General features: G+C 62.7%; 29 protein-coding genes, 1 tRNA gene and 1 pseudogene. 16 read left to right on the top strand and 15 right to left on the bottom strand.

Going from position 1 to position 26,997, the window contains the following annotated elements; genetic code table 11:
• Positions 1-25 precede the first annotated feature (25 nt).
• The 3 genes from ACVDG8_RS20370 to ACVDG8_RS20360 form a co-directional block, all read right to left on the bottom strand.
• Positions 26-697, bottom strand: coding sequence for an LON peptidase substrate-binding domain-containing protein (locus ACVDG8_RS20370; RefSeq protein WP_447256294.1), 672 nt, complete (start codon positions 695-697; stop codon positions 26-28).
• Positions 698-902: 205 nt separating this feature from the next.
• Positions 903-1,895, bottom strand: a complete 993-nt coding sequence (gene trxA / locus ACVDG8_RS20365; protein WP_447256293.1) for a thioredoxin — start codon at positions 1,893-1,895, stop codon at positions 903-905.
• An 85-nt stretch (positions 1,896-1,980) separates the two neighbouring features.
• The gene (locus ACVDG8_RS20360; protein WP_447256292.1) at positions 1,981-2,478 is read right to left on the bottom strand and encodes a prolyl-tRNA synthetase associated domain-containing protein; all 498 of its coding nucleotides are present in this window, start codon (positions 2,476-2,478) and stop codon (positions 1,981-1,983) included.
• 213 nt (positions 2,479-2,691) lie between these two features.
• Between ACVDG8_RS20360 and ACVDG8_RS20355 the strand changes: the two genes are divergently transcribed.
• Positions 2,692-2,766, top strand: a tRNA-Gly gene (locus tag ACVDG8_RS20355).
• 211 nt (positions 2,767-2,977) lie between these two features.
• Here the strand turns inward: ACVDG8_RS20355 and ACVDG8_RS20350 are convergent.
• The 5 genes from ACVDG8_RS20350 to ACVDG8_RS20330 all read right to left on the bottom strand — a co-directional run bounded on the left by ACVDG8_RS20350 (position 2,978) and on the right by ACVDG8_RS20330 (position 6,605).
• Positions 2,978-3,829 (bottom strand): hypothetical protein, encoded by an 852-nt coding sequence (locus ACVDG8_RS20350; protein WP_447256291.1) that lies wholly within the window; start codon positions 3,827-3,829, stop codon positions 2,978-2,980.
• Positions 3,830-4,414: 585 nt separating this feature from the next.
• Positions 4,415-5,173, bottom strand: a complete 759-nt coding sequence (locus tag ACVDG8_RS20345; protein ID WP_447256290.1) for a hypothetical protein — start codon at positions 5,171-5,173, stop codon at positions 4,415-4,417.
• 98 nt (positions 5,174-5,271) lie between these two features.
• Positions 5,272-5,712: an Lrp/AsnC family transcriptional regulator gene (locus ACVDG8_RS20340; RefSeq protein ID WP_447256289.1), complete on the bottom strand. Its 441-nt coding sequence runs from the start codon at positions 5,710-5,712 to the stop codon at positions 5,272-5,274.
• A 177-nt stretch (positions 5,713-5,889) separates the two neighbouring features.
• Entirely contained in the window at positions 5,890-6,396 is a 507-nt protein-coding gene (locus ACVDG8_RS20335) for a DUF1036 domain-containing protein (RefSeq protein ID WP_447256288.1), read from the bottom strand.
• A gap of 59 nt (positions 6,397-6,455) precedes the next feature.
• Entirely contained in the window at positions 6,456-6,605 is a 150-nt protein-coding gene (locus tag ACVDG8_RS20330; RefSeq protein WP_447256287.1) for a hypothetical protein, read from the bottom strand.
• A gap of 159 nt (positions 6,606-6,764) precedes the next feature.
• On the opposite strand from ACVDG8_RS20330, the gene rocF reads away from it, so the two are divergent.
• Together rocF and ACVDG8_RS20320 are read left to right on the top strand one after the other, a co-directional pair.
• The gene (gene rocF, locus ACVDG8_RS20325; RefSeq protein WP_447256286.1) at positions 6,765-7,697 is read left to right on the top strand and encodes an arginase; all 933 of its coding nucleotides are present in this window, start codon (positions 6,765-6,767) and stop codon (positions 7,695-7,697) included.
• A 2-nt stretch (positions 7,698-7,699) separates the two neighbouring features.
• Positions 7,700-8,758 carry an ornithine cyclodeaminase gene (locus ACVDG8_RS20320; protein ID WP_447256285.1) on the top strand — a complete coding sequence of 353 codons (1,059 nt, stop codon included), beginning with the start codon at positions 7,700-7,702 and terminating at the stop codon, positions 8,756-8,758.
• A gap of 245 nt (positions 8,759-9,003) precedes the next feature.
• Here the strand turns inward: ACVDG8_RS20320 and ACVDG8_RS20315 are convergent, their stop codons facing one another.
• The 4 genes from ACVDG8_RS20315 to ACVDG8_RS20300 form a co-directional block, all read right to left on the bottom strand.
• Positions 9,004-10,005 carry a LacI family DNA-binding transcriptional regulator gene (locus ACVDG8_RS20315; RefSeq protein WP_447256284.1) on the bottom strand — a complete coding sequence of 334 codons (1,002 nt, stop codon included), beginning with the start codon at positions 10,003-10,005 and terminating at the stop codon, positions 9,004-9,006.
• A gap of 37 nt (positions 10,006-10,042) precedes the next feature.
• Positions 10,043-11,059: an ABC transporter permease gene (locus ACVDG8_RS20310; RefSeq protein WP_447256283.1), complete on the bottom strand. Its 1,017-nt coding sequence runs from the start codon at positions 11,057-11,059 to the stop codon at positions 10,043-10,045.
• Positions 11,056-12,555 (bottom strand): sugar ABC transporter ATP-binding protein, encoded by a 1,500-nt coding sequence (locus tag ACVDG8_RS20305; RefSeq protein ID WP_447256282.1) that lies wholly within the window; start codon positions 12,553-12,555, stop codon positions 11,056-11,058. Before ACVDG8_RS20305 ends, ACVDG8_RS20310 begins: the two co-directional genes overlap by 4 nt.
• A 205-nt stretch (positions 12,556-12,760) precedes the next feature.
• Positions 12,761-13,732, bottom strand: a complete 972-nt coding sequence (locus ACVDG8_RS20300; protein ID WP_447256281.1) for a substrate-binding domain-containing protein — start codon at positions 13,730-13,732, stop codon at positions 12,761-12,763.
• Positions 13,733-13,817: 85 nt separating this feature from the next.
• On the opposite strand from ACVDG8_RS20300, the pseudogene ACVDG8_RS20295 reads away from it, so the two are divergent.
• Positions 13,818-14,049: pseudogene (locus ACVDG8_RS20295) on the top strand (aldo/keto reductase); the annotation flags it as partial.
• Positions 14,050-14,196: 147 nt separating this feature from the next.
• Here ACVDG8_RS20295 and ACVDG8_RS20290 read toward each other — a convergent pair.
• Complete coding sequence (locus ACVDG8_RS20290) at positions 14,197-15,216, bottom strand: LLM class flavin-dependent oxidoreductase (RefSeq protein ID WP_447256280.1); 1,020 nt, start codon at positions 15,214-15,216, stop codon at positions 14,197-14,199.
• Positions 15,217-15,362: 146 nt separating this feature from the next.
• Here ACVDG8_RS20290 and ACVDG8_RS20285 point away from each other — a divergent pair, with 146 nt between their 5' ends.
• On the top strand, positions 15,363-16,112 hold the full coding sequence (locus tag ACVDG8_RS20285) for a COG4280 domain-containing protein (RefSeq protein ID WP_447256279.1): 750 nt from the start codon (positions 15,363-15,365) through the stop codon (positions 16,110-16,112).
• Positions 16,109-16,324 (top strand): hypothetical protein, encoded by a 216-nt coding sequence (locus tag ACVDG8_RS20280; RefSeq protein ID WP_447256278.1) that lies wholly within the window; start codon positions 16,109-16,111, stop codon positions 16,322-16,324. Before ACVDG8_RS20285 ends, ACVDG8_RS20280 begins: the two co-directional genes overlap by 4 nt.
• A 145-nt stretch (positions 16,325-16,469) precedes the next feature.
• Here ACVDG8_RS20280 and ACVDG8_RS20275 read toward each other — a convergent pair whose 3' ends face one another.
• Positions 16,470-17,102, bottom strand: coding sequence for a methyltransferase family protein (locus ACVDG8_RS20275; protein WP_447256277.1), 633 nt, complete (start codon positions 17,100-17,102; stop codon positions 16,470-16,472).
• 222 nt (positions 17,103-17,324) lie between these two features.
• Between ACVDG8_RS20275 and ACVDG8_RS20270 the strand changes: the two genes are divergently transcribed.
• The 10 genes from ACVDG8_RS20270 to ACVDG8_RS20225 all read left to right on the top strand — a co-directional run bounded on the left by ACVDG8_RS20270 (position 17,325) and on the right by ACVDG8_RS20225 (position 26,167).
• A complete protein-coding gene (locus ACVDG8_RS20270) occupies positions 17,325-17,582 on the top strand; it encodes a hypothetical protein (protein ID WP_447256276.1) in 258 nt (85 codons plus the stop codon).
• A gap of 47 nt (positions 17,583-17,629) precedes the next feature.
• A complete protein-coding gene (locus ACVDG8_RS20265; RefSeq protein WP_447256275.1) occupies positions 17,630-18,406 on the top strand; it encodes a COG4705 family protein in 777 nt (258 codons plus the stop codon).
• A 175-nt stretch (positions 18,407-18,581) separates the two neighbouring features.
• Positions 18,582-19,259 carry a winged helix-turn-helix domain-containing protein gene (locus tag ACVDG8_RS20260; RefSeq protein WP_447256274.1) on the top strand — a complete coding sequence of 226 codons (678 nt, stop codon included), beginning with the start codon at positions 18,582-18,584 and terminating at the stop codon, positions 19,257-19,259.
• A gap of 56 nt (positions 19,260-19,315) precedes the next feature.
• The gene (locus tag ACVDG8_RS20255; RefSeq protein ID WP_447256273.1) at positions 19,316-19,696 is read left to right on the top strand and encodes a YkvA family protein; all 381 of its coding nucleotides are present in this window, start codon (positions 19,316-19,318) and stop codon (positions 19,694-19,696) included.
• Between the two features lie 4 nt (positions 19,697-19,700).
• A complete protein-coding gene (locus ACVDG8_RS20250; RefSeq protein WP_447256272.1) occupies positions 19,701-21,080 on the top strand; it encodes a sensor histidine kinase in 1,380 nt (459 codons plus the stop codon).
• Positions 21,081-21,172: 92 nt separating this feature from the next.
• Entirely contained in the window at positions 21,173-21,763 is a 591-nt protein-coding gene (locus ACVDG8_RS20245) for a hypothetical protein (protein WP_447256271.1), read from the top strand.
• Between the two features lies 1 nt (position 21,764).
• Positions 21,765-22,427: an ABC transporter ATP-binding protein gene (locus ACVDG8_RS20240; protein WP_447256270.1), complete on the top strand. Its 663-nt coding sequence runs from the start codon at positions 21,765-21,767 to the stop codon at positions 22,425-22,427.
• Entirely contained in the window at positions 22,420-23,088 is a 669-nt protein-coding gene (locus tag ACVDG8_RS20235) for an ABC transporter ATP-binding protein (RefSeq protein WP_447256269.1), read from the top strand. Before ACVDG8_RS20240 ends, ACVDG8_RS20235 begins: the two co-directional genes overlap by 8 nt.
• Positions 23,085-25,736, top strand: a complete 2,652-nt coding sequence (locus ACVDG8_RS20230; RefSeq protein WP_447256268.1) for an FtsX-like permease family protein — start codon at positions 23,085-23,087, stop codon at positions 25,734-25,736. The genes ACVDG8_RS20235 and ACVDG8_RS20230 overlap by 4 nt, the downstream gene beginning before the upstream one ends.
• Positions 25,737-25,912: 176 nt before the next feature.
• Positions 25,913-26,167: a DUF1344 domain-containing protein gene (locus ACVDG8_RS20225; protein ID WP_447256267.1), complete on the top strand. Its 255-nt coding sequence runs from the start codon at positions 25,913-25,915 to the stop codon at positions 26,165-26,167.
• Between the two features lie 65 nt (positions 26,168-26,232).
• On the opposite strand, the gene ACVDG8_RS20220 is transcribed toward ACVDG8_RS20225, so the two are convergent.
• A complete protein-coding gene (locus tag ACVDG8_RS20220; protein WP_447256266.1) occupies positions 26,233-26,784 on the bottom strand; it encodes a phosphatase PAP2 family protein in 552 nt (183 codons plus the stop codon).
• Positions 26,785-26,997: the final 213 nt, after the last annotated feature.

The raw sequence follows: 26,997 nt of genomic DNA, 5'->3' as shown, positions 1-26,997 counted from the left end.
CGGTCTCGCCTGAATATCAATACACCTACTGCAAGCTCGACCCAAAATCCTCATTCTCGCGCGCCAGCGTCATTTCGGTGATCGCAATCAGCGTCTCGGCTCGTGCCTTGAGGTCCGGCGCTTCCAGCAGCGCCTGTTTTTCAGCGGGCCCATAAGGCGCCATCATCGACAGCGCATTGACCAGCATGCCGTTTTCGGCACGGCTGACGCTCTCCCAGTCGGCCTCGAGCTCGTTGGCCTGCAGATAGGCACGAAACGCTTTCAAGAGCGCTGGACGGTCGACATCCGCGCCGGCCTGCTCCTCTTCGAGATCGGTGAGGAAGGGCGCCATCCGGCATTGCCGGAACGGCGTCTTGACCGTCAGTTCCTGCCCGATGCGGAACCGGCACACGCCCTGCAGCGAGATCAGGTAGCGGCCGTCGCCGGTCTCGGCCAGCGAAATGATGCGGCCGGCGCAGCCGACGCTGCAGAGCTCGGGCTCGCCATCTTCGCGCAACGCGCCGTCGAGGCTGGGCTGGATCATGCCGATCAGCCGCGAGCCGCCCATCACCTCGTCGATCATCTGCAGATAGCGCGGCTCGAAAACGTTGAGCGGCATGCGCCCGCCGGGCAAAAGCAGCGCGCCGGCAAGCGGGAACACAGGGATCGCCGAAGGCAGATCCTTCGCAAGCCGGTAGCGTGCGTTCCCTACCCGCACCTGGACCTCCAAACCGTCTGCTGCAAATGCATCAAGCTACGATCTCCTCCATAGCGTTTCACGGAAACACGCGAGCCGCACTTTCCTGGAATTGCTCTCGCGTCCGGCCTGATCTTTACCGGCAAGCGCAGCGGTTCCCCGCTCTATCTGGCGCTGGCGCCGCGCTGCTCAAGCCTGCCGGCCATGACAGCCGGCAAAAAAAATATTAAGCGAACAGCAGCGACGACAGTTTGCGCCGTGCCGCAAGCGTGGCCTCGTCGGTCATTCCCCAGGCCTCGAAGAATTTCAAAAGCTGCGCCCGGGCGCCGTCTTCATTCCAGGCCCGGTCGGCTTTGATGATCGCCAGCAAATTGTCGGCGGCCTCATGCCGCTCGCCGCGCGCATTCTGGATCATCGCCAGATCGAAGCGCGCCTGATGGTCGGCTGGGTTGGCGGCAAGCCGGCGCTCGAACTCGGCCGGATTGCCGAGCGTGGCCGCTTCTGCCGCAAGCGTCATCTTGGTGCGTAGCGCGGCAAGCGCTGGGGCATCCTTCTTGTCCTCCGGCGCACGCGCCAGCATCGTCTCGGCGCCTTCCGCGTCGCCGGCTTCGAACAGGATCTCGCCCAGGCCGGCGATCGCCTCGATCGTTTCCGGCGCCTGTTCCAGCACCGCGTCATAGATGTCGGCGGCGGTCTGGATGTCGCCGGCCGTCCGTGCCTCGGCGGCGGCCGCGAGTGCGTCGGCGATCTGCGGCGCGCCGCCGCCCTTGCCGCCGACCTTGTCGAGGAACTGCGTGATCTGGCTTTCGGGGATAGCACCCATGAAGCCGTCGACCGGCTGGCCATCCTTGAAGGCGATGACCGCGGGAATGGACTGGATGCCGAGTTGGCCGGCGATCGAGGGATGGTCGTCGATGTTCATCTTGACCAGCTTGACCTTGCCGCCGGCTGCCTTGACCGCCTTTTCGAGCTGCGGCGTCAGCTGCTTGCACGGGCCGCACCAGGGCGCCCAGAAGTCGACCAGAACCGGCTGGCGGCGCGATTCCTGGATGACGTCGGCGGCAAAGGCGGCGGTCGTCGTATCCTTGATCAGCTCGGCAGCCGCCGGCGCTTCGGCCAGCGCGACCTTGGCGCGGTCGCCGCCGCCATACTGGACGGATTGGGTGTATTGGCCCGAAGCGTTGCCAAAAGAGCTGCTGAACGGATTGTTGTCACTCATGGTGTCGCCCTTATCGGTCGCGTCTTCGGATGCAGAGCGCGACTTCGTCGCTGTGCTGATTTCGGTTTCGCCCTCCATGTGGCGATCAAGCCGAGACTTTCAAGATAACAGCATCGTGGCCGGTTGCCTCGACGAATTTGATGAGGTCGGCCGCCGCGATCGAGGTCGTCGCCTCATTGGTGAGCGGATGGCCGTTGATGACGGCGTGATCCATCAACTCCTGGTCGAGCACCGCTTTGACCTTCGCGCCTTCGTCGTTGATCAGGCCGAAAACGGTGACCGCGCCGGGAATGACGCCGAGCAGCTCCATCAGCATTTCCGGCTTGCCGAAGGAGACCCGGCCGGAAGCGCCGATCAGATGGTGGATCTGCTTGAGGTCGACCACCGCTTCCTCGCCGACGGTGACGAGAAAATAATTGTCCTTCTTGTCCTTGAGGAACAGGTTCTTGGTGTGGCCGCCCGGAATCTCGCCGCGCAGCGCCTGCGAATCGGCGACCGTGTAGAGCGGCGGGTGCCTGACCGTCGAGACGGGAATGCCGAGGTCGGCAAGAAAGGCATTGAGCTCGGCTTCGGTCTTCGGCATCGGTCCTCACAATCATCGGCAAGTCTCGATGCCGTTTACGGCCAAGGGCGCCATTCCGGCAAGTCCGCAACGAACGCACCGGCGAGATTCCGGCGGCTTTGGACCCGGCCGTCAGGCAGACGTCGGCTGCGGCCAAAAAGACCGTCATTTCCCTGTTGCAATCGCGGCGCTCTTCGGCCATATAGGCCCGGCTTGCGGCCCAAGGCCGTGCGAGCGGGTGTAGCTCAGGGGTAGAGCACAACCTTGCCAAGGTTGGGGTCGAGCGTTCGAATCGCTTCACCCGCTCCAGTTTCCTTCAGGAAATTAAGCAGATATGAAAAAAGGCCGGATCGATCCGGCCTTTTTTCATATCTGCGCCTGCCATAAGCGCCTGGTGACTTTCTCGATATTTTCTCAATCGGTAACCCTCGGGAACGGTCCCTCTCAGCGAAGCTTAACCTGGGCTGACACGAGGAGCACCGATCAGCCGGCGCCGGCCAGGCCGAGGCGCCACTCTTCGCTAGCATCCTCGCCTTTGGACCGCTGAAAGAAATCTTGAAAAGGAGGATCTGTTGGCGTCGGCTGCGATCACGCTGTCCATCGACTGTTCAAACTCGGCCAACATCCTTTGCAGTAGCAGTTCGAGTCCACTGTCGGGACCGTGCATCCTGTCGAGAACTTGATCGTAGTTCTGGAGCGTGTCGGCAACAATTTCGGGGATATCTTCATATCGGCACCAGATCACGTATTCATGATAAGGGATGTGCGTTCGCAACGGCACATCTTCGCTCACAATGAGGCACCCCTGCGATAAAGCCGGCAGAATTCTGAATTCTTCGATCGAGTGGTGATGCCACGTCTGATGCGGATTTACGACAATCTTTGCGCTTTGGTACAGCGATCGCAGGCTAGGCAGATCGTAAATGCCCTGGACGTTTCTGTACCCTTGAAAAGCATCCAGCTTTTCAATCAACCTCGCCCGCCTCGGCTCCTCCGTGTTAATGATGTTGGTCAGAACGTCGATACTGCGGTCACCGACGTTTGAGTAGTCGAACGGGATCGAGGGGCAGTAGACGATCCGGTCACAAGTCTGGTCCGAAAACTTGCCACTGGATTTTATATTGACGACGTTAGGCACATTATATTCGAGGATCACATCCGCGCGCCTGAATTTCCGTTCCTTGTCAACTCTCACGAAGTACTTTTCGTCGCCGCCGAAGATGGATGGCACGACACCTTGAGGGCAAGAGGGCCGCACCCCGCGACCGCCCGGGAGCACGAGGTTGTGCTCGTCTTGCAAAAAGATGCGCAAATTCGAGCGGGGCTCACCGCGTTTGGTGAAATAGCTCTGCACAACCGGCAAATTGGTCATGAGATTGTGGGCATTTATGTATTGCATGCAGCGACTTGCGAACAAACCCAGGCAACTGTCAAGTGTTTGGAGCTGCCACATCCGGCCAATCGATATCTATGTAGACGGCATCCAGTTCGTCCTCATCGGCAGCAGGAACCATGAGGTCTGAAAGCGCTTTTTCTCGACTGAAGCACGCCTACACCTGCCATCCAACTGCAATGCCAATAGCCATCATGGTAGCAGCATCTATCATCACCCATTCGCCCGATTGAGTTTTCCGGTCGATGCTTTCGAGCGCGCTATCATTTTCGAAAAGCGACACAGACCCGGTGAATAGGATGACCCGAGCGGCGCGCTTCACCAAAGCAGAACTTGCCAATCCGGCGAAGCTTTGGCCGTCGCCGGCAAGCTCGACAAAGCCTAAATTTCAAGAGTGCGTCGGCCTGATCCTCGGCGACGCGCACGCCGGTCGGATGCATAAACCACACAAAGCCGCCCTGGTTCGCCTCTTCCTTGCAAAGGACCGCGCCCCGGCCCTCAGGCTGTCCAAGAGCTCACGGAGCATCGCCGGGAGCTTGCTCTCGTCTAGCCTCGAAGTCTGCTTCAGCTCAATCTTTTGAGCAGGCGCAGATAGAAGCGTTCGGCTAGGCTCAAAGCGAAATCCTCTCGCTCAACCTTGTTGCGGAAAAACCGTTCGACGCGGGCATTGACCTGGCTGTGCAGTTTCCGCTGGTTCGAAGTGACGAAAGACGCTTTCGTGTGATGATAGAGCGCGCCGTCGAGATGATACTGTCCGCGCCTTCCGCGAAAAGCCGGAGTCGGTGTGTCCCATCCTAGCGTGCAGTCGAGCCGGCCAAGCTGAAGCCCGATGAGGCGACCGGTGTCGGCACCCGCTTCACTAAAATTAAGTTTGCTAAGCAGGGGGACCGGAAGCACCATGAAACATGGATGAGACAGCCCATATTTCGACGAATCCCGCGCCACGATCGCGTCATGATCAGCCAGAATCGTGTCAATCCTGTCGATCCAATCGGCAGTGATGGGAAAACAATCGGAATCAAGCACGATGACGTGGGTTGTCGCATAATCCAGCTGCATGCAGCGGTTCAGGGCGGCGGGATGATCGTGGCCGAGAAGGGCGATTTGCGCGCCGTCCTCGGGAAACGACAGAACTTCAGGATGCCCAGGCAGGGCAGCAAGCCGGCGCGCGACCTCGGGTCTGCGATCCTGATCGACGATGCGCATGGCCTCAATCGATCCGGGCCGCGACATCGACGCGACATGAGCAGCCATTTGCTCGATCCAGAATAGATCCCCGAAATGCGCCGAGATCAGGGTAAAGCTGTTCCGTTCATGCAACATGCCGCGATCTCTACGCAATTGCCCTCTTTTCCTCAATGGCCTCGCTGGCCGTTCGGAGGTCCTGCAGTGGACCGGGCACTGTTATGCACGAGCTGCCATTACCCCAGCCGAGCCTTCGTCGTCCGCGGCGTCGCCAGCAGCAGGCTCGTCTCGCTCCCCGTGATCCCGGGGATCAGCCTTATCCTTCGCAGCACGGCGTCGAAATCGGTGAGCGTTGCGGTGCCGAGCTCGACCACTAGGTCCCAGCGGCCGTTGGTGGTGTGGATGGTCGAGACTTCGGCGAGGCCGCCGAGAGCGCGCACCACGCGGTCCGCGGCATGGCCTTCGATCTCGATCATCATCATGCCACGGATGCGTTGATCGACCGCGTCGGCGCGCAGCACCACTGTGTAGCCGATGATCTCGCCGGATTTCTGCAGCCGCTCCATGCGCGCCCTGACCGTGGCGCGCGAGACGCCGAGATCGACCGCCAGATCCGACACGCTGCGCCGCGCGTCGTGGCGCAGAAGCGTGACCAGTCTTTCGTCGAGCGCGTCCATGATCATCCATATCGATCAGAGTTGGTGCTCGAAATGGTAAACCAGTCTTCTCGAAATGCCAATTTCGCCTGTTCAAATCGTCGAGACAGGATGGTTCACTGCGGCATCAATTTCCACCTTCGCCAGCGCTTCGGCTTGCTGGCAAAGTTCCGGAAGGGATACCATGAATGTCTTCGATCACTGGCCGCTGCTGAAACTCTGAGAGACATTGATGCCATCGGCCTCGATGGTTAGTGTCTCTTCCAATTCCGAGTCTTTTGATTCTACGGAACGTGTAAAACCGACCAGTTGTGCGCCAGGGTCGCCCGGAGACGCCGGCTTCTCATTTAGATTGTTGATGAAATTAAAAGAATTCGTAGCGATCCAAAATTGTTTGTCGGGCCTAACGTTTCCCCACATATTCTTGTTCTTGACGCGTTTGCTCACCTTATATTCGTTAGTTTCCGCGTAGTACCAAAATTCAGTCAAATGAAGTGCACTATCGAATTGGTCGCACCCTCCATTTGGGTTCAGCACGAGCCAACCTCGGGAAATGTACGACTCATCGTACCCTGGCTGAGCATACGCCATCGCAAAGTAAACAGTCTGGGGAAAATTGTTGCAGATTTTGATGGCCGCCTCGGCTCGTTCAGCGCACGCAGCCAAGAGCAAAGACAGTAGAATCGATCTGAAAAAGGCGGCCATCACTGTACCCCCAATAGGACGGACCTATTTGAATAAAATCCGGCCATTTCATCTGCGAGTCAATAATCCTGAAGAGCTACCCGCCAGCACCGATCGGCCGGCTTCCAGCATGCAGTCGACCATTGCCTGAAAGCCGTGGCGCGCGCGACGCCGAGGTCGACCGCGAGATCGGAGACGTTGCGCCGCGCATCGTGACGCCGTGGCGTCACCAGAGTCTTTCGTCGAGTGCGTCCATGACTGTCCATTTCGATCAAAATCGATGCCCGAAATGATAAATCATTCTTCTCGAAATGCCAATTTCGCCTGTTCAAACCGCCGGGGCACGATGGTTTACTGCGGCCATCAATTTTCAAAGGGCGAAAAGAATCATGCGCTGCAGGATCGTTGGCGCGCCGGTGCAGGACGGCGCGGGCAGGATGGGATGCGAGATGGGGCCGAGCGCCTTGCGCACGGCGGGCTTGATCTCGGTGCTTTCGGAACTCGGCCATGAGGTCGAGGACTGGGGCACGGTGGAGAAGGCAGCAGTGCGCGCCGTCGTCCACGGCAATCTGGCGCTGAAGGCGCTGTCCGAGATTTCGGCCTGGACGGCGGCGATCGCCGAAACCGCTTACGCCGCCGCCGGTGACGCCATGCCGATCTTCCTTGGCGGCGACCATTCGATATCCGCCGGCACGGTGTCCGGCGTGGCGCAGCGCGCCGCCGAGCGCGGCCGGCCGCTCTTCGTGCTGTGGCTCGACGCGCATCCGGACTTCCATACGCTCGACACCACCGCCAGCGGCAATCTGCACGGCGTGCCGCTCGCCTATGCCAGCGGCCGCCCCGGTTTCAACGGCTATTTCCCGGATCTGGCGGTGCCTGTCGATCCCGCCCGTATCTGCACTATTGGCCTGCGCAGCGTCGACCCGGCCGAACGCCGGGCGCTGAACGAAGCGGGCGTCACCGTGCACGACATGCGCGCCGTCGATGAGCATGGCATCGCGCCGCTGCTGCGCGCCTTCCTCGCCCGCGTCGAGAAGGAGAACGGCCTGCTGCATGTCAGCCTCGATGTCGATTTCCTCGACCCCTCGATCGCGCCGGCGGTCGGCACCACCGTGCCCGGCGGCGCCACTTTTCGTGAGGCGCATCTGGTGATGGAGATGCTGTCCGACAGCGGTCTGGTCTCCAGCCTCGACCTCGTCGAGCTGAACCCGTTCCTCGACGAGCGCGGCCGCACCGCCACCCTGATGGTCGACCTCACCGCCAGCCTGATGGGCCGCCGCATCATGGATCGCCCGACCCGCAGCCACTCCGGAACCATCTGATCATGAGCCAGCCGTCCCGCCTTGCCATCGTCCCCTTCGTCAGCGTCGATCATATGATGAAGCTGGTGCTGACGATCGGCGTCGAGCGCTTCTTGACCGAGCTCGCCGGCTACATCGAGGAAGACTTCCGCCGCTGGGAGCTGTTCGACAAGACGCCGCGCATCGCCTCGCACAGCCATGACGGCGTCATCGAGCTGATGCCGACCAGCGACGGCAAGATGTACGGCTTCAAATATGTCAACGGCCATCCGAAGAACATGCGCGAGGGGCGCCAGACCGTGACCGCTTTCGGCGTGCTCGCCGATGTCGGCTCCGGCTATCCGATGCTGCTCAGCGAAATGACGATCCTGACCGCGCTGCGCACCGCCGCCACCTCGGCGCTGGCGGCGAAATACCTGGCGCCCAAGGGCTCGCGCGCCATGGCCATCATCGGCAACGGCGCCCAGTCCGAGTTCCAGGCTATCGCCTTCAAGGCGCTTGCCGGCATCGACCGGCTGCGGCTCTACGACATCGACCGCTCCGCTTCGGAAAAATGCGCCCGCAATCTCGCCGGCAAAGGCTTTGACATCACCATCTGCCAGACCGGACAGGATGCCGTCGAAGGCGTCGACATCATCACCACCGTGACGGCCGACAAGCAGTACGCCACCATCCTGACCGACAACATGGTCGGCTCGGGCGTCCACATCAACGCCGTCGGCGGCGATTGCCCGGGGAAGACCGAGCTGCACCGCGACATCCTCCTGCGCTCCGACATATTCGTCGAGTTTCCGCCGCAGACGCGCATCGAGGGCGAGATCCAGCAGCTCGACGCCGACCACCCGGTGACCGAGCTGTGGCAGGTGATCTCCGGCCAGGCGCTGGGCCGCAAGGCGCCTGAGCAGATCACGCTGTTTGATTCCGTCGGCTTCGCCACCGAGGATTTTTCCGCGCTGCGCTATGTCCGCGACCAGCTCAAGGCCACCGGGCTCTATGAAGAGCTCGACCTGCTCGCCGACCCCGACGAGCCGCGCGACCTGTTCGGCATGCTGCTGCGGGCAGGTTTGCAGCCGGCGGCTTGAGGTAATCCCCCCTTGGGGGCAGGGCGATCGCATATGAGTTTTTACGAAGAGGACCCCCGCCCTAACCCTCCCCAAGGGGAGGGAACGCTGCCGCATGCCATCCTTTTTGGTGCCGAAACGTCGACAGTTTGCGGAAATGAGCGCCTACCAAGTCTCCCTCCCCCTTGTGGGGAGGGGTTAGGGGTGGGGGTCCTCTTCGTAAAAACTCATGCGGTTGCCCTGCCCTCGAGGGGGAGATTAGGCGCCTACTGCCGCAAAGCCGCGCAGCTTTCCCGCTCGACCAGCACCGGCGCCAGCACCTCGCGGCGCGACGGCGCCGCCGGCTCGCCGAGGCGTTCGAGCAGAAGGCTCACCGCCCGCGTGCCGATTTTTTCGACCGGCTGCGCGATCGTCGTCAGCGGCGGCCATGTCGTGACGGCATAGGGGATGTCGTCGAAGCCGATCATCGAGAGATCGTCCGGCACCCGCAGGCCGCGCGAGCGCAGCATCGTCAGCGCGCCCATTGCCATCAGATCGTTGCAGGCAAACAACGCCGTGATGTCGGGCGCCTGCGCCATCAGCCGCTCCATCGCCGTGCGGCCGCCGGCGAAATGATAGTCGGAATCGACCACCGCCGATCCCGGCAGTTCGAGACCGGCCTCGTCGAGCGCCCGCGCGAAGCCGCGCAGACGGGCCGGACTGGAGCTCGAATCGCGCGGGCCGCCGATGACGCCGATCTTTTGGTGGCCGAGCCCGACCAGATGGCGGCCGGCGAGATAGCCGCCATGATCGTGGTCGACCAGAACCGTGTCGACGTTGACCGACTGGATCTCACGGTCGAGCAGCACCGCCGGCACGTTGGGCAGGAGGCGCGAGAAGACCCGCGCGTGGTCGGACGAACCGGCGAAGATCAGCCCGTCGATCTGCTTGGCCATCAGCACCGAGAGATAGCGCTCTTCCTTTTCGGCATTGCCGTCGGAGTTGCACAGGATCACCGTGTAGCCGGCAACAAAGCCGGCATCCTCGATCTGGCGCGCGACGCTGGCGAAGAACGGGTTGGAATTGTCGGGAAGCAGCAGGCCGATGGTCTTGGTCTCGCCGCGCCGCAGACTGCGCGCCACCGAGTTCGGACTGTAGCGCAAGGCGGTGATCGCGGCGCGCACACGCTCTGCCGTCTCCGGCTCGACATGGCGCGTGCGGTTCATCACATGCGAGACGGTTGCGACCGAGACGCCTGCATGGCGCGCGACATCGGCAATTGTGGTCATGGGTCCGGGTTCCCGCGTCTCCGTTGAGCGATATGCATTAGCGTATTTTTCGCAACAGCCGCTCCCGATATGCGTCGAGGATGACGGCGAGCACGATGACAAGGCCGATCACGATCGGTTTGAAGTTGTCGCCGACGCCGAGCAGCTGCAGGCCGGTCGAGAGCACCTGCAGGATGCAGGCGCCGACCAGCGTGCCGATGATCGAGCCCTTGCCGCCGCTGAGGCTGGTGCCGCCGATGATGACGGCGGCGATCGCGTTGAGCTCATAGCCGACGCCGGCGATCGGGCTGCCGATGTTGAGGCGCAACAGATAGACCATCGCCGCGATGCCGGCCGTCAGCCCACTGATGGTAAAGGCGGCGACCTTGTAGAAATCCGGATTGTGGCCGGAGAGCCGCACCGCCTCGTCATTGGTGCCGACGGCGAAGATCATGCGGCCGAAGACGGTGAAGCGCAGCACGAACCAGCCGGCCGCGATGACCAGCACCGCGACCAGGAAGATCGACGGCAGGAAGCCGCCGATGATGAGGTTGCCGAAATCGACGAAGCTCTGCGGCAGGCCGGTGATGGTCGAATTGTCGCTGACCACGCGGGCAGCGCCCGCCGCCATGTTGAGCATGCCGAGCGTGACGATGAAGGACGGTATCTTCCAGCGCGTCGAGATCCAGCCGTTGAGGAAGCCGCAGACGGCACCCGTCGCCATGCAGGCAAGCAGCGCCAGCGTGATGGCGACGGCCGGCGACAGGTTCTCGTCGATCATCACGGTGGCGCCGACCACGGTGCACAGCGCCAGCACCGAGCCGACCGAAAGGTCGATGCCGCTGGTCAGGATGACGAAGGTCATGCCGGCGGCCAGCACCGTGTTGATGGCGATCTGCACGAAGATCTTCAGCGCATTGCCCGGTGTGGCGAAGTAGGGCGCGGTTGCCGAGAAGAACACGGTGATCAGCACCAGCGCCAAGAGCACGCCGGCATCGCGGACCAGGAAGCGCAGGAATTTTGCCCGCCCCGGGGAAACGGGCGCCGCCACGACGGATTCGGACGTCTCGCTCATGGTCGCACATACTCCTGATAGGCGAGCGACAGGATGCGCTCCTGGTCGAATTCGGCGCGCGGCACCTCGCCGACGATCTTGTTCCTGGAAAAGACGATGATGCGGTGGCACATGCCCATCAGCTCGGGCAGGTCGGACGACACCATGATGATGCCCTTCTTCGCCGCCGCCAGCATCCAGAGCAGCTGGTAGATCTCCCGCCGCGCGCCGATGTCGACGCCGCGCGTCGGCTCGTCGAGGATCAGCGTCGAGGTGCCGCGGAACAGCCATTTGGCCAGCACCACCTTCTGCTGGTTGCCGCCCGAAAGATTGCGCACCGCCTGCTCGATCGAGCTTGCCTTGACACGCAGCTGCCCAACCAGATCGTCGGCGGCGGCGGCTTCGGCCCGGCGGTTGAGCAATCCGTGGCGCGAAACCTTGTCGAGATCGGTGATGGTGATGTTCTTGTCGACCGGCATGTCGAGCAGCAACCCTTGCCCCTTGCGATCCTCGGTGAGCAGGCTGAGGCCATGCCGCACCGCGTCCTTGGGCGCGGTGATCGCCACCGGCTTGCCGTCGATCTCGATGACGCCGTCGAGCTTCGGGTCGGCGCCGAACAGCGCGCGCATGGCTTCGGTTCGGCCGCTGCCGACCAGCCCGGCGACGCCAAGGATCTCACCGTGGCGGACGGCAAAGGAAATGTGAGGCGTCTCGGTGCTGCGCTTCAGATTGGCGACGCTGAGCGCGATCGTGCCCGGCACGATCTTGTCGTCGAAGCCATATTCGTCGGCAATGTCGCGGCCGATCATCATACGGACCAGGTCGGGCACAGTCAGCCCCTGCAGGTCGCGCGTCGCCACCAGCCTGCCGTTGCGCAGCACCGTCACCCGGTTGCCGATCTCGAACACCTCATGCAGCCGGTGCGAGATGTAGATGATGGTGACACCCCGGGCCTTCAGCCGCTTGATGATGGAAAACAGCCGCTCGATCTCGGGCGGCGTCAGCGTCGCCGTCGGCTCGTCGAGGACCAGCAGCTTGCTGTCATAGCTCAGCGCCTTGGCGATCTCGACCAACTGCATCTGCGCGACGCCAAGGGCCTCGACGCGGGTGCGCGGATCGATGTCGAGGCCGACTTCCTTGAGCAGCGCTAGGGCGCGGCTGTTGAGCGCCTTGCCGTCGACGATGCCGAAGGCACGGCGCGGCAGGTTCTCCAGCATCAAATTCTCGGCGATGCTGAGATAGGGCAACAGGTTGAGCTCCTGGTGCACGATGCGGATGCCGGAGAGCTGCGCGTCATGCGGCGTCTTCGGCTGGTAAGGCTGGCCGTTGAAGGCGATCGAGCCCGAGTCAGGCTGGTAGATGCCGGCCAGAAGCTTGATCAGCGTCGACTTGCCGGCGCCGTTCTCGCCCAGGATGATGTGGGTTTCGCCACGCGCGATCGCCAGCGAGACGTCGCTGAGCGCGACGGCGCCGGGAAAGATCTTTCCGACCCCTTCAAGGGAGAGAATCACATCCATGGGCAGAAGAATCCTAAACCGCGCTCTCAAGCAATTCCAGGAACAGTGCGCAGCGGTTTTCCGTCCGGAATTGCGTAAAAATAAATAGTTAGAGCCCGCGATAGCGGCGTCGGCGCATCGTCACCGCCGCCGGAACTGCCGGCGGCGGTGATGACAAAGGCGAAGCGATGGCGCACCAGAGGGAGTACTGGCGGCCGCACTTGCCTCAAGCGGTGATCAGCTTGATGTCGGTCTTGACCCAGCCGGTGAATTTCTCGCCGGCAAGTTCGCGCAGGCCGTAATCGATGCCCATGGCCGCCATCTGCGCGCCATACTGCTCGACGGTGGCGAGCATCTTGCCTTCCTTCAGCAGCTTGCCGACGGCCGGGATGTTGTCGAAGCCGACGACCTTGATCTGGCCCGACTTGCCGGCCGCGTCGATCGCCTTGACGACGCCGAGCGCCATCGAATCGTTGGCGGCCATGACGCCCTGGATGTCGGGATGCTGGGTGAGGAAGTTGGTCATCAGCGTGTTGGCTTCCTCGGTCTCCCAATGCGCCGTCTTGGAATCGAGCAGGTCAAGGCCGTTTTCCTTGACCGCGTCGTCGAAGCCGAGCTTGCGCTCCTTGGCATTGTCGGCCTCGGGATTGCCTTCGAGGATGACGACCTTGCCGCCCTTGCCCAGCGCCTTGCCGAGCGCATCGCCGGCGAGCTTGGCGCCGGCGCGGTTGTCCGGGCCGAAGAAAGCGAGATCGATACCGGCCTTCTTCTTGGCTTCCGTGTCGAGCGACACGTCGATGTTGATGACCTTGATGCCCGCCTTCAGCGCCTTGGCGATCGGCGTCACCATGGCCTTCGAATCGGCCGGTGCCACCACAATGATGTTGTAGTTCTGGGTGATGAAGTTCTCGATCGCGTCGACCTGGGCGGCGAAGTCACGCTCGTCCTTCATGCCGACGGCGGCGAAATCGAACTTGTCCTTGTTCTTGGCGGCATAGTCCTCGGCGCCGGCCTGCATCTGCTTGAAGAACTCGTTGGCCAGCGATTTCATGACCAGGCCGACCTTCGGCTTGTCGGCGGCGAAAACCGGGCCGATCGGCAAAGCGAGCGCGCCGGCCGCCAGCGCGCTGGTCTTCAGGAATTTGCGGCGCGAGAACGAACCCAGGCCGAGCAGTTGGGTATTTGAAACCTTGCTCATGCTTTCCTCCACTTGTTGAGCCGTAACCGATTACGTAACCGATTACGCGTCAAAGTAGAGCCTGCACTCGGCACGTGTCAATATCGCCGAAAAACAGGTGACATCAGCACAGATCGCGCTCGCCTGGTTGCTGGCGCGCAAACCCTGGATCGTTCCGATCCCCGGGACGACGAAGCTCAATCGACTTGAGGAAAACATCGGTTCCGCCGCCGTTGTGCTGACGCAGGACGATCTCCGCACCATCGAGGATTCCTCTCGGCGATTGCCGTGCAGGGCGAGCGTTACTCCCGCAGCAGGCGGCAAGGATCGATCGCTGAGGCGACGGCAGGTCTACAAACAGGCGATCCCGGCCGGCTCCTTTACCCGCGCGGTCGCCTTCATGAGCCAGCCGGAAGCGGTCGACATCAATGAGATCCTCCACCGGCCGACCGCGCAGGTTTATTGATCGCCGTGACGGATAGGCGTCACCGCCAGCCCATGGCTGGCGCGACATGCTTCAGGATCGTCTCGATGACATGGGCGTTGTAGTCGACGCCGAGCTGGTTGGGCACGGTGAGCAGCAGCGTGTCGGCCTCGGCGATCGCCTGGTCTTCCTTCAGTTCCTCGACCAACTTGTCCGGCTCGGCGGCATAAGTGCGGCCGAACACGGCGCGCTTCTCCGGCTCGATATAGCCAAAATGGTCCTGGCCCTCGCTGCCGCCGAAATAGGCGCGGTCCATGTCGTTGACCAAGGCAAAGATGCTGCGGCTGACCGACACGCGCGGCTCCCTGGCATGGCCGGCTTCCTTCCAGGCGGCACGGTAGGCGCGGATTTGCTCGGCCTGCTGGATGTGCAGCGGCTCGCCGCTCTCGTCGAACTTCAAGGTCGAGCTCTGCAAATTCATGCCGAGCTTGGCCGCCCATACGGCGGTGGCGTTGGTCGCCGCGCCCCACCAGATCCGCTCGCGCAGCCCTTCCGAGAACGGCTCGAGCCGGAGCAGGCCGGGCGGATTGGGAAACATCGGCCGCGGGTTGGGCTGGGCGAAGCCTTCGCCACGCAGCAGGTCGAGGAAAATCTCCGAGTGCCGGCGCGCCATGTCGGCGTCGCTCTTGCCCTCTTCCGGCACAAAGCCGAAATAGCGCCAGCCGTCGATCACCTGCTCGGGCGAGCCACGGCTGATGCCGAGCTGCAGCCGGCCGCCGGCGATGAGATCGGCCGCACCGGCATCCTCGGCCATGTAAAGCGGGTTCTCATAGCGCATGTCGATGACGGCGGTGCCGAGCTCGATACGCCTGGTCTTGGCGCCGGCCGCGGCCAGCAACGGGAAGGGCGAGGCGAGCTGCCGGGCGAAATGGTGGACACGGTAATAGGCGCCGTCGGCGCCGAGTTCCTCGGCCGCGACCGCAAGCTCGATCGACTGCAGCAGTGCATCTGCGCCCGAGCGCGTGCCCGATTGCGGCGAGGGCGTCCAATGCCCGAACGACAAAAATCCGATCTTCTTCATGGCTCCATTCCGGTATCGAGCGGCCTGATGAGCCGATCAAACTCTTTTGTTGCTTCAGCAATATCAGGAAAAGCTATAACGGTTTTCCGCTTTGGAATTGCGTAAAGCAGATAGCCAGAGCTGTGCCGCAATTCAACGGAAGCCCAATGAACGATCTGTCACCCATTCTCGCATCCATGACCGCTTCGTTTCTGGCGTCCTTCGTCGAAGTGGTTGAGGCCTTCACCATCGTTCTTGCCGTCGGCGTGACGCGCGGCTGGCGTCCGGCGCTGGGCGGGGCCGCCATTGCGCTCGCTGTCCTGGCGGCGCTGGTGCTGGCGTTCGGACCGCTGCTGGCGCTGGTCCCCATCACTGTCCTGCAATTCGTGGTCGGCGTGCTTTTGATCCTGTTCGGTATGCGCTGGCTGCGCAAGGCGATCCTGCGCAGCGTCGGCGTGATCGCGCTGCATGACGAGGAGCAGGCCTTTTCCAAGGAGACCGCCGCGTTGCAGCGGCAGGCCAACGACCACCGCGCCGACTATCTGGCCGCTGTGGCGTCGTTCAAGGCGGTGCTGCTCGAGGGTGTCGAAGTGGTGTTCATCGTCATTGCCGTCGGCGCTGCGCACGGCCAGACGCTTTATGCCGGCTTCGGCGCGCTGGCTGCCTTCGTGCTGGTGATGATGATCGGCCTCGCCGTGCACCGGCCATTGGCGCGTGTGCCTGAGAATGCGCTGAAATTCGTCGTCGGACTGATGCTGACCAGTTTCGGCGTGTTCTGGACCGGCGAAGGCCTTGGCGCCGATTGGCCAGGAAAGGACCTCGCCCTGCTTGGCATATTCGCAGTCGTGGCGCTTGCGTCCTTTGCCATCGTGCGCTGGCTGCGCGAACCCACTCCAGCGGAAGGTATCACGCGATGAATGTCATCCGCCTCATCCTGAAAGAGCTCGTCGGCATGTTCGTCGATGACGGCAATCTGGCACTGCTGGCGCTGATCCTGATTGCGCTCATCACCGCGGCGGTAAAGTTTCTGGCGCTGCCGCCGCTGATCGGCGGCTTGCTGCTTCTGGTCGGCTGCCTGGCAATTCTTCTGGAGAGCGTACGCAGGGCTGCGCGCGGCAGGGCACGCTGATCAGCGTTCATTCCGTGAAATCAGCGCAAACGCTGGAGATTTCGCGGAAGCCTCTCAACCTCGCGGATGGGCGTTTCTGACAATCTCGGACGCGTGCCGCCCACCAGCAAACATAGCCGACGGGGGTCAATTCCGTGCTTGGAAACTAGTAAACGGTGAAAAGCGTCGGCAATGCGCCGCTGACGCGGAAATACTCGACCGTCTCGATGACCGGGAACAGCGCCAGGAAATAGAGCCCGTCGCGGAACGTGCTCTTCAGCGCTCTGGTCGAAAACAGCCACTGCTCCTCGTCGCGATAAAGCAGCGGGTTCGGCCAGAAGCCCGGCGTGCGTTCGGCATAGGCCGCGTAGGCCGCGCCGAACTTGCCGGCCAGGAACTCGGCCTCCTTGCGCGCGGTGAACCGGAAGACAAGGTAGCTCGCCAGGCCGAGCATCGCGGCCGCCAGCCCCGAGCCGAACATCAGCCCGATGCCAGCCGCGCCGACGGTTGAAAAGAAATAGAGCGGGTTGCGGGTCATCGAGAACGGGCCTGAGACGATCAGCTCGTCATTCTTCCTGCCGCCGACGAACAGGATGCTCCAAAGCCGGCCGAGGAAACAGGCAAACACCATCAGCAGCCCGATCGTTTCGACGATTTCGTGACCGTCCGACCCTTCGGCCAGCGCCGGCCTGCTGAACAGGAGCAGGATGATGGAAAGCACGGCCGCCACCTGCACGACGATCAGGCGCTTGTGCTGGTCAAACGCTTTCGGCGCCGATTTGAGGGACGTGTAAACCATTCTTTCTCACCGCTCCGGCGCCGATGGCGCCAGGCTCCTCTAGCGCTTCCGTCGCGCGATGACGAGACCCGGCGGATTTTTTTAGCCGATCTTACGAATTTGTAACTTCCCGGACAGGCTGCCGTGAAGTCGCCTGTCTAGCCTGACTTGTCGCCGCCAGATGCAATTTGAGGCGGTTCGATTGGACGCCAAAACCCGGCCCTCAACGTCAGGATTACAATCATGAACAGATTTGCCCTTGCTTTCGCCTTTGCCGCTGCCGCCATCACCGCTCCGCTTGGCTGCGCCCTTGCCGCCCCGGTGCCTTGCGAAACCGCGCTGAAGGATCTGCGCGCCGCTGAAGCCAAGGCGACGCTCAACGATGCCGACAAGAACAAGGTCTCCGAACTGGAGACGAAAGGCATCGAGCGCTGCAACGCCGACGACGACAAGCGCGCCGACGACTTCTTCGCCCAGGGCATGAAGATCTTCGGCAAGTAATCCGTGCCTCCGCATCGAATGGGCATCGCCCCAAAAAGGACATCGTCATGACCTCATACACCGACAATCCCCTCAACCGGGTCCCGGATGTGACCGTCGATTTCTGGCTGATCAAGCTCATGGCGGTGACCATGGGCGAGACGGCGGCCGACTACCTCGCCGTCAATCTCGGTCTCGGCCTAACCGCCACGTCGCTGATCATGACTGGCGTTCTTATCGTCGCGCTTGTGCTGCAGTTCGTGCAAAAACGTTACGTGCCCTGGGCTTACTGGCTTGCTGTCGTCCTGATCAGCATCGTCGGTACTTTGGTCACCGACAACCTCGTCGACAATTTCGGCGTACGGCTTGAGACCACGACGATCGTGTTCTCCGTGGTTCTAGCGCTGACCTTCCTGGCCTGGTACGCGAGCGAAAGGACCTTGTCGATCCACACCATCTTCACCACGCGACGCGAGATCTTCTACTGGCTGGCGATCCTGTTCACCTTCTCGCTCGGCACTGCCGCCGGAGACCTGGTCGCCGAGCGCTTCGACATGGGCTATCTCAGCACCGGCCTGATCTTCGGCGGCGTGATCGCGGTGATCGCTCTCGCCTATTTCTTCCTCGGCCTGAATGGCATTCTCGCCTTCTGGCTTGCCTATATCCTCACCCGGCCGCTTGGCGCTTCATTCGGCGATCTGCTGTCGCAGCCGGTGGAGTATGGCGGATTGGGCTTCGGCACCACCTTCACCAGCCTGATTTTCCTCGGCTGCATTGTGGCAATCGTGCTTTACATGACGCTGCGAGGCTCGTTCGACGAGGAGGAGGAGCTTGTCGTTCGCTAGAGCAATTCAAGGAAAAGTGTGAAACGGTTAAGTTCGGCGACTTCGCCGTAACCTTCCGTCCGGAATTGCGCCGGAACAAAAAAGTTAGAACGCAAGCCGGCCAAGAAAAAGCCGCAGCCGGCGCTACCATGCCGGCCGCGGCTGAAACAGCAAGGAGCGGGGACGACAAAGGGCGATGCGACTTCTGCTGGTTGAGGACGATCCGAGAACCGCCGACTATATCGTCAGGGGGCTGGCCGAGGCCGGCCATGTCTGCGATTTGCTGCGCGACGGCCATGACGGTCTCTTCGCCGCGACCCGCAACGCTTATGACGTGATCGTCGCCGACCGCATGCTGCCGGGCCTCGACGGCTTGTCGATGATCAAGGCGGTGCGTGCGGCGGGCGTGCGCACGCCGGCGATCTTCCTGACATCGATCGGTGGCGTCGACGATCGGGTCGAAGGCCTGGAGGCGGGCGGCGACGACTATCTCGTCAAGCCCTTCGCTTTTTCCGAGTTGCTGGCCCGCATCCACGCGCTCGGCCGGCGGCCGGCGACGCAGGAACAGAAGACGAGCCTGCGTGTCGCCGACCTTGAAATGGATCTCATCCAGCGGCGCGTGACCAGGCAAGGCCAGGCGATCGACCTGCAGCCGCGCGAATTCAGCCTGCTCGAGGTGCTGATGCGCGGCGAGGGCCGCGTCATCACCCGCACCATGCTTCTGGAGCGCGTCTGGGATTTTCATTTCGATCCCAAGACGAGTGTGGTCGAAACGCATATCAGCCGGCTGCGCACCAAGGTGGACAAGCCCTTCGAAGTTCCGCTCATCCACACTGTTCGCAACACCGGCTACAGTCTGCATGCGCCGGGCTGACGATCCACGCTCGATCGCATCTCGCACGTCCGACCGGCTGTCCGTATATAGGTGATATGTCGGTGTTGGACTCTGCAAAGCAATGGGCGCGTAGGATCAAGCGCGACGTCGTGGCGCTGTGGCTCGCCGCACGCGACCCTCGCATCCCCTGGTACGCGAAGGCGACCGCCGGAATGGTCGCGGCCTATGCCCTCAGCCCAATCGATCTCATTCCGGATTTCATCCCGATTGTCGGCTATCTGGATGACCTTTTGATCGTCCCGCTCGGCATCCTGCTTGCGGTCAAGCTGGTGCCGGCCGGCCTCATGCAGGAGTTTCGCGACGAGGCCACGCGCCGCGCCAAGCCGGTCAGCAAGGCGGGGGTGATCTTCATGGTCGCGGTCTGGATAGCGGCGGCGCTGGCGCTGCTGTGGCTGTTCTGGCCGATGTCTGCTTAGAGCAATGAACGGGGCACGCTCCAGCCTGCTGCGCAGCACGCCGTTCAGGCTGGCGCTTACCTTCGCCTTCCTGTTCCTGCTGGCCTTTATCCTGTCCGGCGCGATCGTCTATCAATTGATGAGCGCCGAACTGACCAAACGGCTCGATCAATCGATCAAGGAGACCTACTCCCTCATCGCCGCGACCTATGCCGAAAGCGACGAGGAGGATCTCGTCGCTACCGTCAGGGATCATGCGCAGTTCAGCCAGGACACCGACCAGATCTTTTCCCTCACGGATCATAGCGGCAAGCATCTGGCTGGAGATTTCACGGCCGCAGGCTTGCCGGACGGCTTTTCCATGTTTGCCGCCACCTTGCCCGGTGTGCCGCATGGCACCGAGTATCGCGCCTATTCGGGCACGGTCGGCGGCAACAATTTGACGGTCGCCTTTTCGCTCTCGGAAACCGAGGCACTCGAGACCATCGCCTTGATGAGCTTCGGCTGGGCGACGCTCTTCATCACCGGCCTTGCCCTCGCCGGCGGCGCCGTGCTCGCCTCGCGGGTCCAGCGACGCCTCGACGCCATCGCCGCCACCATGGTCGACGTCTCGCATGGCCGGCTCGAGGCGCGCATCCCGTTGATCGGCAATGGCGACGACATCGATGCGGTCTCCGGCCAGGTCAATGCCGCGCTTGATCGACTGTCGGCGCTGGTCGACGGCATGCGCGAGGTCAGCGCCAACATCGCCCATGATTTGAAGACGCCGCTCAACCGTTTGCAGATGATCTTGGAGTCCGCTGCCGATAGAACGGCATCGGGCAACGATGTCGAGGCCGAGTTGGCGGACGCCCGCGCCGAAAGCCAGCAGATCAACGATACCTTCGACGCCTTGCTGCGCATCGCCCAGATCGAGGCCGGCGCGCGCAAGGCCCGCTTCGTCGACCTCGATGTCGGCCCGGTGATTGAAACCATCGGAGAGGTCTATGGCGATGTCGCCGAAGATGACGGCAAGTCCCTGCTCACAAAGATCATTCCGGGTGCGAAATGGTACATCCATGGCGACCGCGACCTGTTGATGCAGATGCTTGCCAACCTGGTCGAGAACGCGCTCAGGCACTGTCCGCCGGGTACCACTATTGAGCTGTCGCTGACCCGGCAAGGCGATCGTGTTCTGGTAACGGTCGGCGACAATGGCCCGGGCATTCCCGCCGAGGAGCGCGAGAACGTGTTCCGGCGGCTTTATCGGCTGGACTCCAGCCGCACGACGCCTGGCAGCGGCCTTGGCCTGAGCTTGGTCAAGGCCGTGGCGGATCTGCACGGCGCCACGATCAAGCTGGAGGACCGCAATCCCGGCCTGGCAGTGATGGTCAATTTCCCGGCGACCAGATCGCCCGGAAGCTGAAAAATTACCAATCCGTATGGATGACGCGACGTGGCCGTAAGCTTGATGCGGTATGCTGGACAGACTGCCGTTGAAACCGGAGGTTGCCAGACATGATCACCCTTCGTCAAAAAACCGGCCGACTGTTGTCGGCTTTGGCGCTCGTCGCGTGCCTTGCCTGTCCCGGACCGGGCATCGTTCCGGCGTCCGCGGCCGAAAAAGCGGTTCCTGCGGAAAAGAACCCGCCTGGCGATATTCCCGATACGCAGGTCTTCATCGACTATGCGTCCCCGGAAGGCTTCACCATGAAGGTGCCGGAAGGCTGGGCAAGGTCCGATCGTGCCGACGGGGCAAGCTTCATCGACAAGCTCGACGGCGTCGTCGTCTCGGTGGCTAAGGCGGACGCTCTGCCGACTGTAGAAAGCGCCAAGGCGGATTATGTTTCGAAACTGGACGCGATGGGGCGGGCCGTGCGGGTGACAGCAGTCAAGCAGGTCAAGCTGCCCGCCGGTGAGGCGATTCGTATTGTCTATACATCCAACTCCGAACCCAACGCCGTGACCAACAGGCAAGTGCGTCTGGAAAACGAGCGCTATCTCTTTTTCAAGGACGGCAAGCTCGTCACACTGGAGCTCTACGCGCCCAAGGGCGCCGACAACGTCGATCAATGGCAGCTGATGTCCAATTCGTTCCGATGGAAGTGACATGCACGCGCTGGAAGCGCACGAGCTCTACCGGTTCTTCCACACAGGCGACGACGAGACCGCCGCGCTGCGTGGCATCAGCTTTCATCTGTCGGCGGGCGAGATCGTTGCCCTGGTGGGCCCGTCCGGCAGCGGCAAGTCCACGCTTTTGTCTTGCGTCACCGGGTTGGACGAGCCGGACGGCGGCCATGTCGAGGTGGCCGGCAGGCGCCTGACGCGTCGGTCGGAAACCGAGCGGACCCGCATCCGCGCCGCCAATTTCGGCATCCTTCCGCAGTCCGGGAACCTGTTTGGCCATCTCAGCGTGGAACAGAACCTGCGCCTGCAGATGCAGCTGGCTGGTAAGCCGAATGAGAGCCGAATTGGCGCGCTTCTGGAAAGCGTCGATCTTCAGCATCGTGCCCAGGCCTTTCCCACAGAACTCTCCGGCGGCGAGACGGCGCGGGCCGGCCTTGCCGTGGCGCTCGCTGCCGATCCGCCGATCCTGGTTGCCGACGAGCCGACCGCCGAAGTCGACCGCGACACTGAACTCCGGCTGATCGCGCATTTCGAGGCGCGGCGCCGGGCCGGGTTGGCGACGCTGCTCGCCACCCACAGCCGGGCGCTTGCGCACAAGGCGGACCGCATCATCGGCTTGAAAGACGGGAGGATAGACGATGAGTGACACGCTTGTCGTCGGCAAGCGCCTGGGCCGCGACTTCCAGCGCGGGGTTGCCGCGCTTCGCGACGTCCATTGCAGGATCGCTTCCGATGCGCGGATCGCTGTGGTCGGGCCGTCTGGCAGCGGCAAGACCACTTTGCTGCATATACTTGGTGGGCTGGACAAACCGACGTCCGGCGCCGTCGAATGGCCCGGGCTCGGCCCCTTCGAGGAGCTGAGGCCGCGCCATATCGGCCTCGTGTTCCAGACGTCCAGCCTGTTCCCCGCGCTCACCGTCGCCCAGAATGTTGGCCTGCCGATGATGTTGGCCGGTGACCCCGCCTCCGCCGAAGCGGCCGCCGCCGCTTTGCTGGACTTGTTTGGCTTCGGCGACCTTCGCGACAAACTGCCGGAGGAATTGTCCGGTGGACAATCGCAACGCGTCGCGATGGCGCGTGCCCTCGTCATGAAGCCGAAACTGGTCCTGGCCGACGAGCCGACCGGACAGCTCGACAGCATTACCGCGCAGTTCTTTTTCGACACCGTCCTGGAGCAGCTGGAAGGCACGGGCACCGCTCTGGTCGTGGCGACACATGACGAAGCGGTAGCTGCCCGGATGGCGACCAGATGGACGATGGATCACGGCCGGCTCGTCTCCGAATGGCCCAGACAGGACGCTGCATGATGATGCTTCTGTGGCTGCGCGGCGTTCTCACCCGCCGCTTCCCGCGTGTCGTTGGCGCCGCGGCGGGCGTCGCGGTGACCGTCGCGCTCCTGACGGCCATGGTCCTTTTCCTCGCCAATGCCAGCGCCTCGATGACGGCCCGCGCGGTCAGCGCCGTCCCGGTCGACTGGCAGGTTCAGGTGATTTCCGGCGCCGATCCGGAAGCGATCGGCAGGGCGATCGCCGAAGCAGCGCCCGTCGAGGCCGCTCACTGGGTTCGCTATGCCGACGCGGCGGGTTTCGAAGCCTTGGCGGGCGGCACGACGCAGACAACCGGGCCAGGGCAGGTCATCGCTCTGGGCGAAGGTTATTCCAAGGACTTTCCAGCGGAAATCCGCCTGCTTTCCGGCAGCGCCGATGGCGTCCTGGTCGCCCAGCAGACGGCGGCCAACCTTCACGTCCGCCCTGGCGACACGGTGTCGATCAAACGTATCGGCTTGCCAATGGCGGAGGTCACAATCGCCGGTGTCGTCGATCTCCCCGATGCTGATTCGCTGTTTCAGGCGGTTGGCTTGCCTGCCCAGGCCGCACCGCAGGCGCCTCCGGACAACGTGCTCGTGCTTCCCTGGCGGGATTGGCAGCAGTTGTTCTCCCCGCAGGCGGGACAGCGCCCGGATACGGTCCGGCTGCAATGGCACGCGCGGCTGGCCCACAAGGCCCTGCCATCCAACCCTGTTCAGGCTTATCTCTCCGTCACCGGTGCGGCGCGCAATTTGGAGGCGAGGACCGCCGGCCAGGCTTTGGTTGCCGACAATCTCGGTTCCCGCCTCGCGGCCGTCCGCGAGGATGCGCTTTATGCTTCCGTGCTGTTCCTGTTCCTCGGGCTGCCCGGCGCGGCGCTGGCCATCGCGCTCACCTATGCCGTAACCTCGTCCGGCGGGCAACGCCGGCGAACGGAGCAGGCGCTGCTTCGCATCCGCGGTGCCACGACCGGGACGATCCTGTCGTTTTCAGCCGCCGAGGCAGCGGTCTCCGCCACCGCCGGAACTGCGTTCGGCATGGGCGGAGCCTGGCTTTTCAGCCCTGTTTCCGCACTCGACCGGTACACGGCCCTTCGTGATCCGGCCCTGCTTCTCGTCGCGCTGCTCGGCTTACTGCTGGGGTTCGCCGCTTTCCTGCTTCCGGCCTGGCGCGACGCGCGCTGGACCACCGTCGACGTGGCGCGGCACACGGTCACGCGAGCCAGGGCGCCGCTTTGGCAGCGCTTCTGGCTGGATCTGCTGCTGCTTGCCGGCGCCGGTCTCTTCTTCTGGTTGTCGGCCAGCACCGGCTACCAGATCGTGCTGGCGCCCGAAGGCGTCGCGGCGACTTCTGTCGATTACAAGGCCTTCATCGCTCCCGCATTGCTCTGGATGGGCATGATGATGCTGACCATGCGGCTGTCGAGCACGATCATCGCACGCAATGGGAGACCGATGCGCGCCGTTCTCTCTCCGGTGGCCGGCCCTTTGGCGCCGGTCGTGGCGGCCGCCCTGTCCCGGCAGTCCGAGCGCCTGACGGCCGGCATCGTCATGACCGCGCTGGCTGTCTCCTTCGCCGTCTCGACCGCGATCTTCAACACCACCTACAACGCCCAGGCGCGCGTCGACGCGGAGCTGACGAATGGATCCGACGTCACGATCTTCGGAACCTCGGACAAGCCAGCCGGCGCACATCTGGCGGCATTGACCACGCTGACGGATGCGGTCGCGGTCGAGCCGATGCAGCATCGTTTTGCCTATGTGGGCGCCGATCTGCAGGACCTCTACGGAATCGATCCCGGACGCATCGGCCGCGCCACGAGCCTTTCCGACGCCTATTTCAGCGGCGCCGGCGCGGCAGCCATCCTCGGCCAGTTGGCTGCAACGCCCGATGGCGTCCTGGTGTCCGAGGAAACCGTCCAGGACTTCCAGCTTCAGCAGGGCGACACGATCAACCTGCGGCTCGTCGATGCAAGGGACCACCAATACCATCCGGTGGCCTTCAAATTCATCGGCGTCGCGCGCGAATTCCCGACCGCGCCGAAAGATTCCTTTCTTGTCGCCAATGCCGCCTACGTCGCCCGCATGACAGGGTCGGACGCGTCCGAATATGTTCTGATGCGGGCGCGGGGGAGTCCTGCCGCGCTTGCCCGGCAGGCCTCTTCGGTGCTTGCCGTCGACCCCGCGCTGAAGGTCAGCGATATCGGCCAGGCCGCGCAACTCATCGGATCGAGCCTGACCGCCATCGACCTAGACGGGCTGACAAGGATCGAGCTTGGGTTTTCCGTGTTGATGGCGGCCGCCGCCGCCGGGCTGATGCTGGCCCTGGGATTCGCCGAGCGGCGCCGCCCCTTCGCGATCCTCGGTGCGATAGGCGCCAAGCCGGCGCAGCTGGCCGCCTTTCTCTGGAGCGAAGGCCTCGTCATCATTGTCGGCGGCCTGGTCTTCGGCCTCATCTCGGGAACACTGACCGCGTGGATGCTGGTGAAGCTGCTGACCGGCGTCTTCGATCCGCCGCCGGAAGCGTTGTCGGTGCCATGGCTCTATCTGGTGATGGTGCTTGGCCTCGTCGTTGCATCAGTTGCCGCCGCCGTTCGGTCCGCCAGGCAGTCCTCCGGGCTCGTCGCCGAGCAATTGCGTGACCTATGACGCTCACAGCGCGCTTACGCATTTGTAAGGCTGCGGCCAACCTGCTGAAAACTTCCGGTCCTAAGTTTGGCTTCGCTTCATCCTGGCTCCGGGGTTCTTGATCCGGCAGGGCTGGGCCGCTCCGGATTGAAGCCGCCCTGGGCAACCGCCCTCGGCAGAGAGAAAGGAACTGAACGATGAAAAAATCCGTCATCACAGCTGCAATGATAATCGCAATCGCATCCGCCAGCGTCGCCTACGCGAAGGCGACGACCGGCACCATCGCCAGCATCGACAAGAAAGGCGATTCTATCACGCTCTCCGACGGCAAGACATTCTCCCTGCCGGAAGGCATTGAAGCCGAGACGCTGAAAGTTGGCGAGAAGGTGATGGTCACCTATTCGACGAAGGCCGGCAAACTGGCGGCCTCGAGCATCCAGCCGGCCAAGTAGGCCGGTTTTCTTCCCTGGACTTGCGGCGGGGCTGGTCAAGCCACGGCCCCGCCGGCGGAACCCTTCTACAATATCCCGGTGATCAGGCTGTCGATCCGGGTGTCTTCCCGATAGGCGAGACGGACCAGGAAAGCCGCGAAGAAGGCCGTCGCGGCGCCGCCAAGGGCGTCGCTTACATAGTGGGTTCCGAGATATATACGCGACAGGGAGATCACCAGCGCTGCGGCAAGGAACAGGAGACCACGCTGGCGCAGCCCGCAAATCAGGAAGGCCGCCGCTATGGCGAAGCTGGCGGTGGAATGATCGGACGGAAACGAGAAATCGGCGGTGCGATCGATGATGAGATGCGAGACATGGGCGTCGTAGGGGCGAACCCGCTGGATAAACAATAGAATAAGCTGATTGATCGCAAGCCCGAGCAGGAAGGACAAGCCGGCTGCGACGGCGACGTGGCGGGTGTGCCGGTCGGCGCTGGGTATCCACCACTGAAGCACCACAGCGAGCACGAAAACCGGCACGCCGATCGTTGAAGCACCTCTCATGATCGGATCGAGCGCCGGGGACTGGCCTGCCCAGGTGTTTATCCATGCGGTCAGGGCCGCGTCGATCTGGTACATTCGGAGCTCCGTGAGGACTGTAGGGGAAGTGTGCTGGAGCATGATCTCGAAAAGTGGGAACCGGAGAAGATCATGCTCCAACAAAGAGTTAGATCAGGATGGCAATTCAACGAAACGTCATCCTGATGCAGGGCAATTCCAGGAAAAGTGCGCAGCGGTTTTCAGTCCGGAATTGCGTAAAGACAGAAAGTTGGAGCAGGTCGGCGATTCTTA

The sequence above is a fragment of the Mesorhizobium sp. ORM8.1 genome, assembly GCF_053005525.2.
Note: the sequence above shows the minus strand (reverse complement) of the source record. Positions and strands in the feature narration are given on the sequence as shown.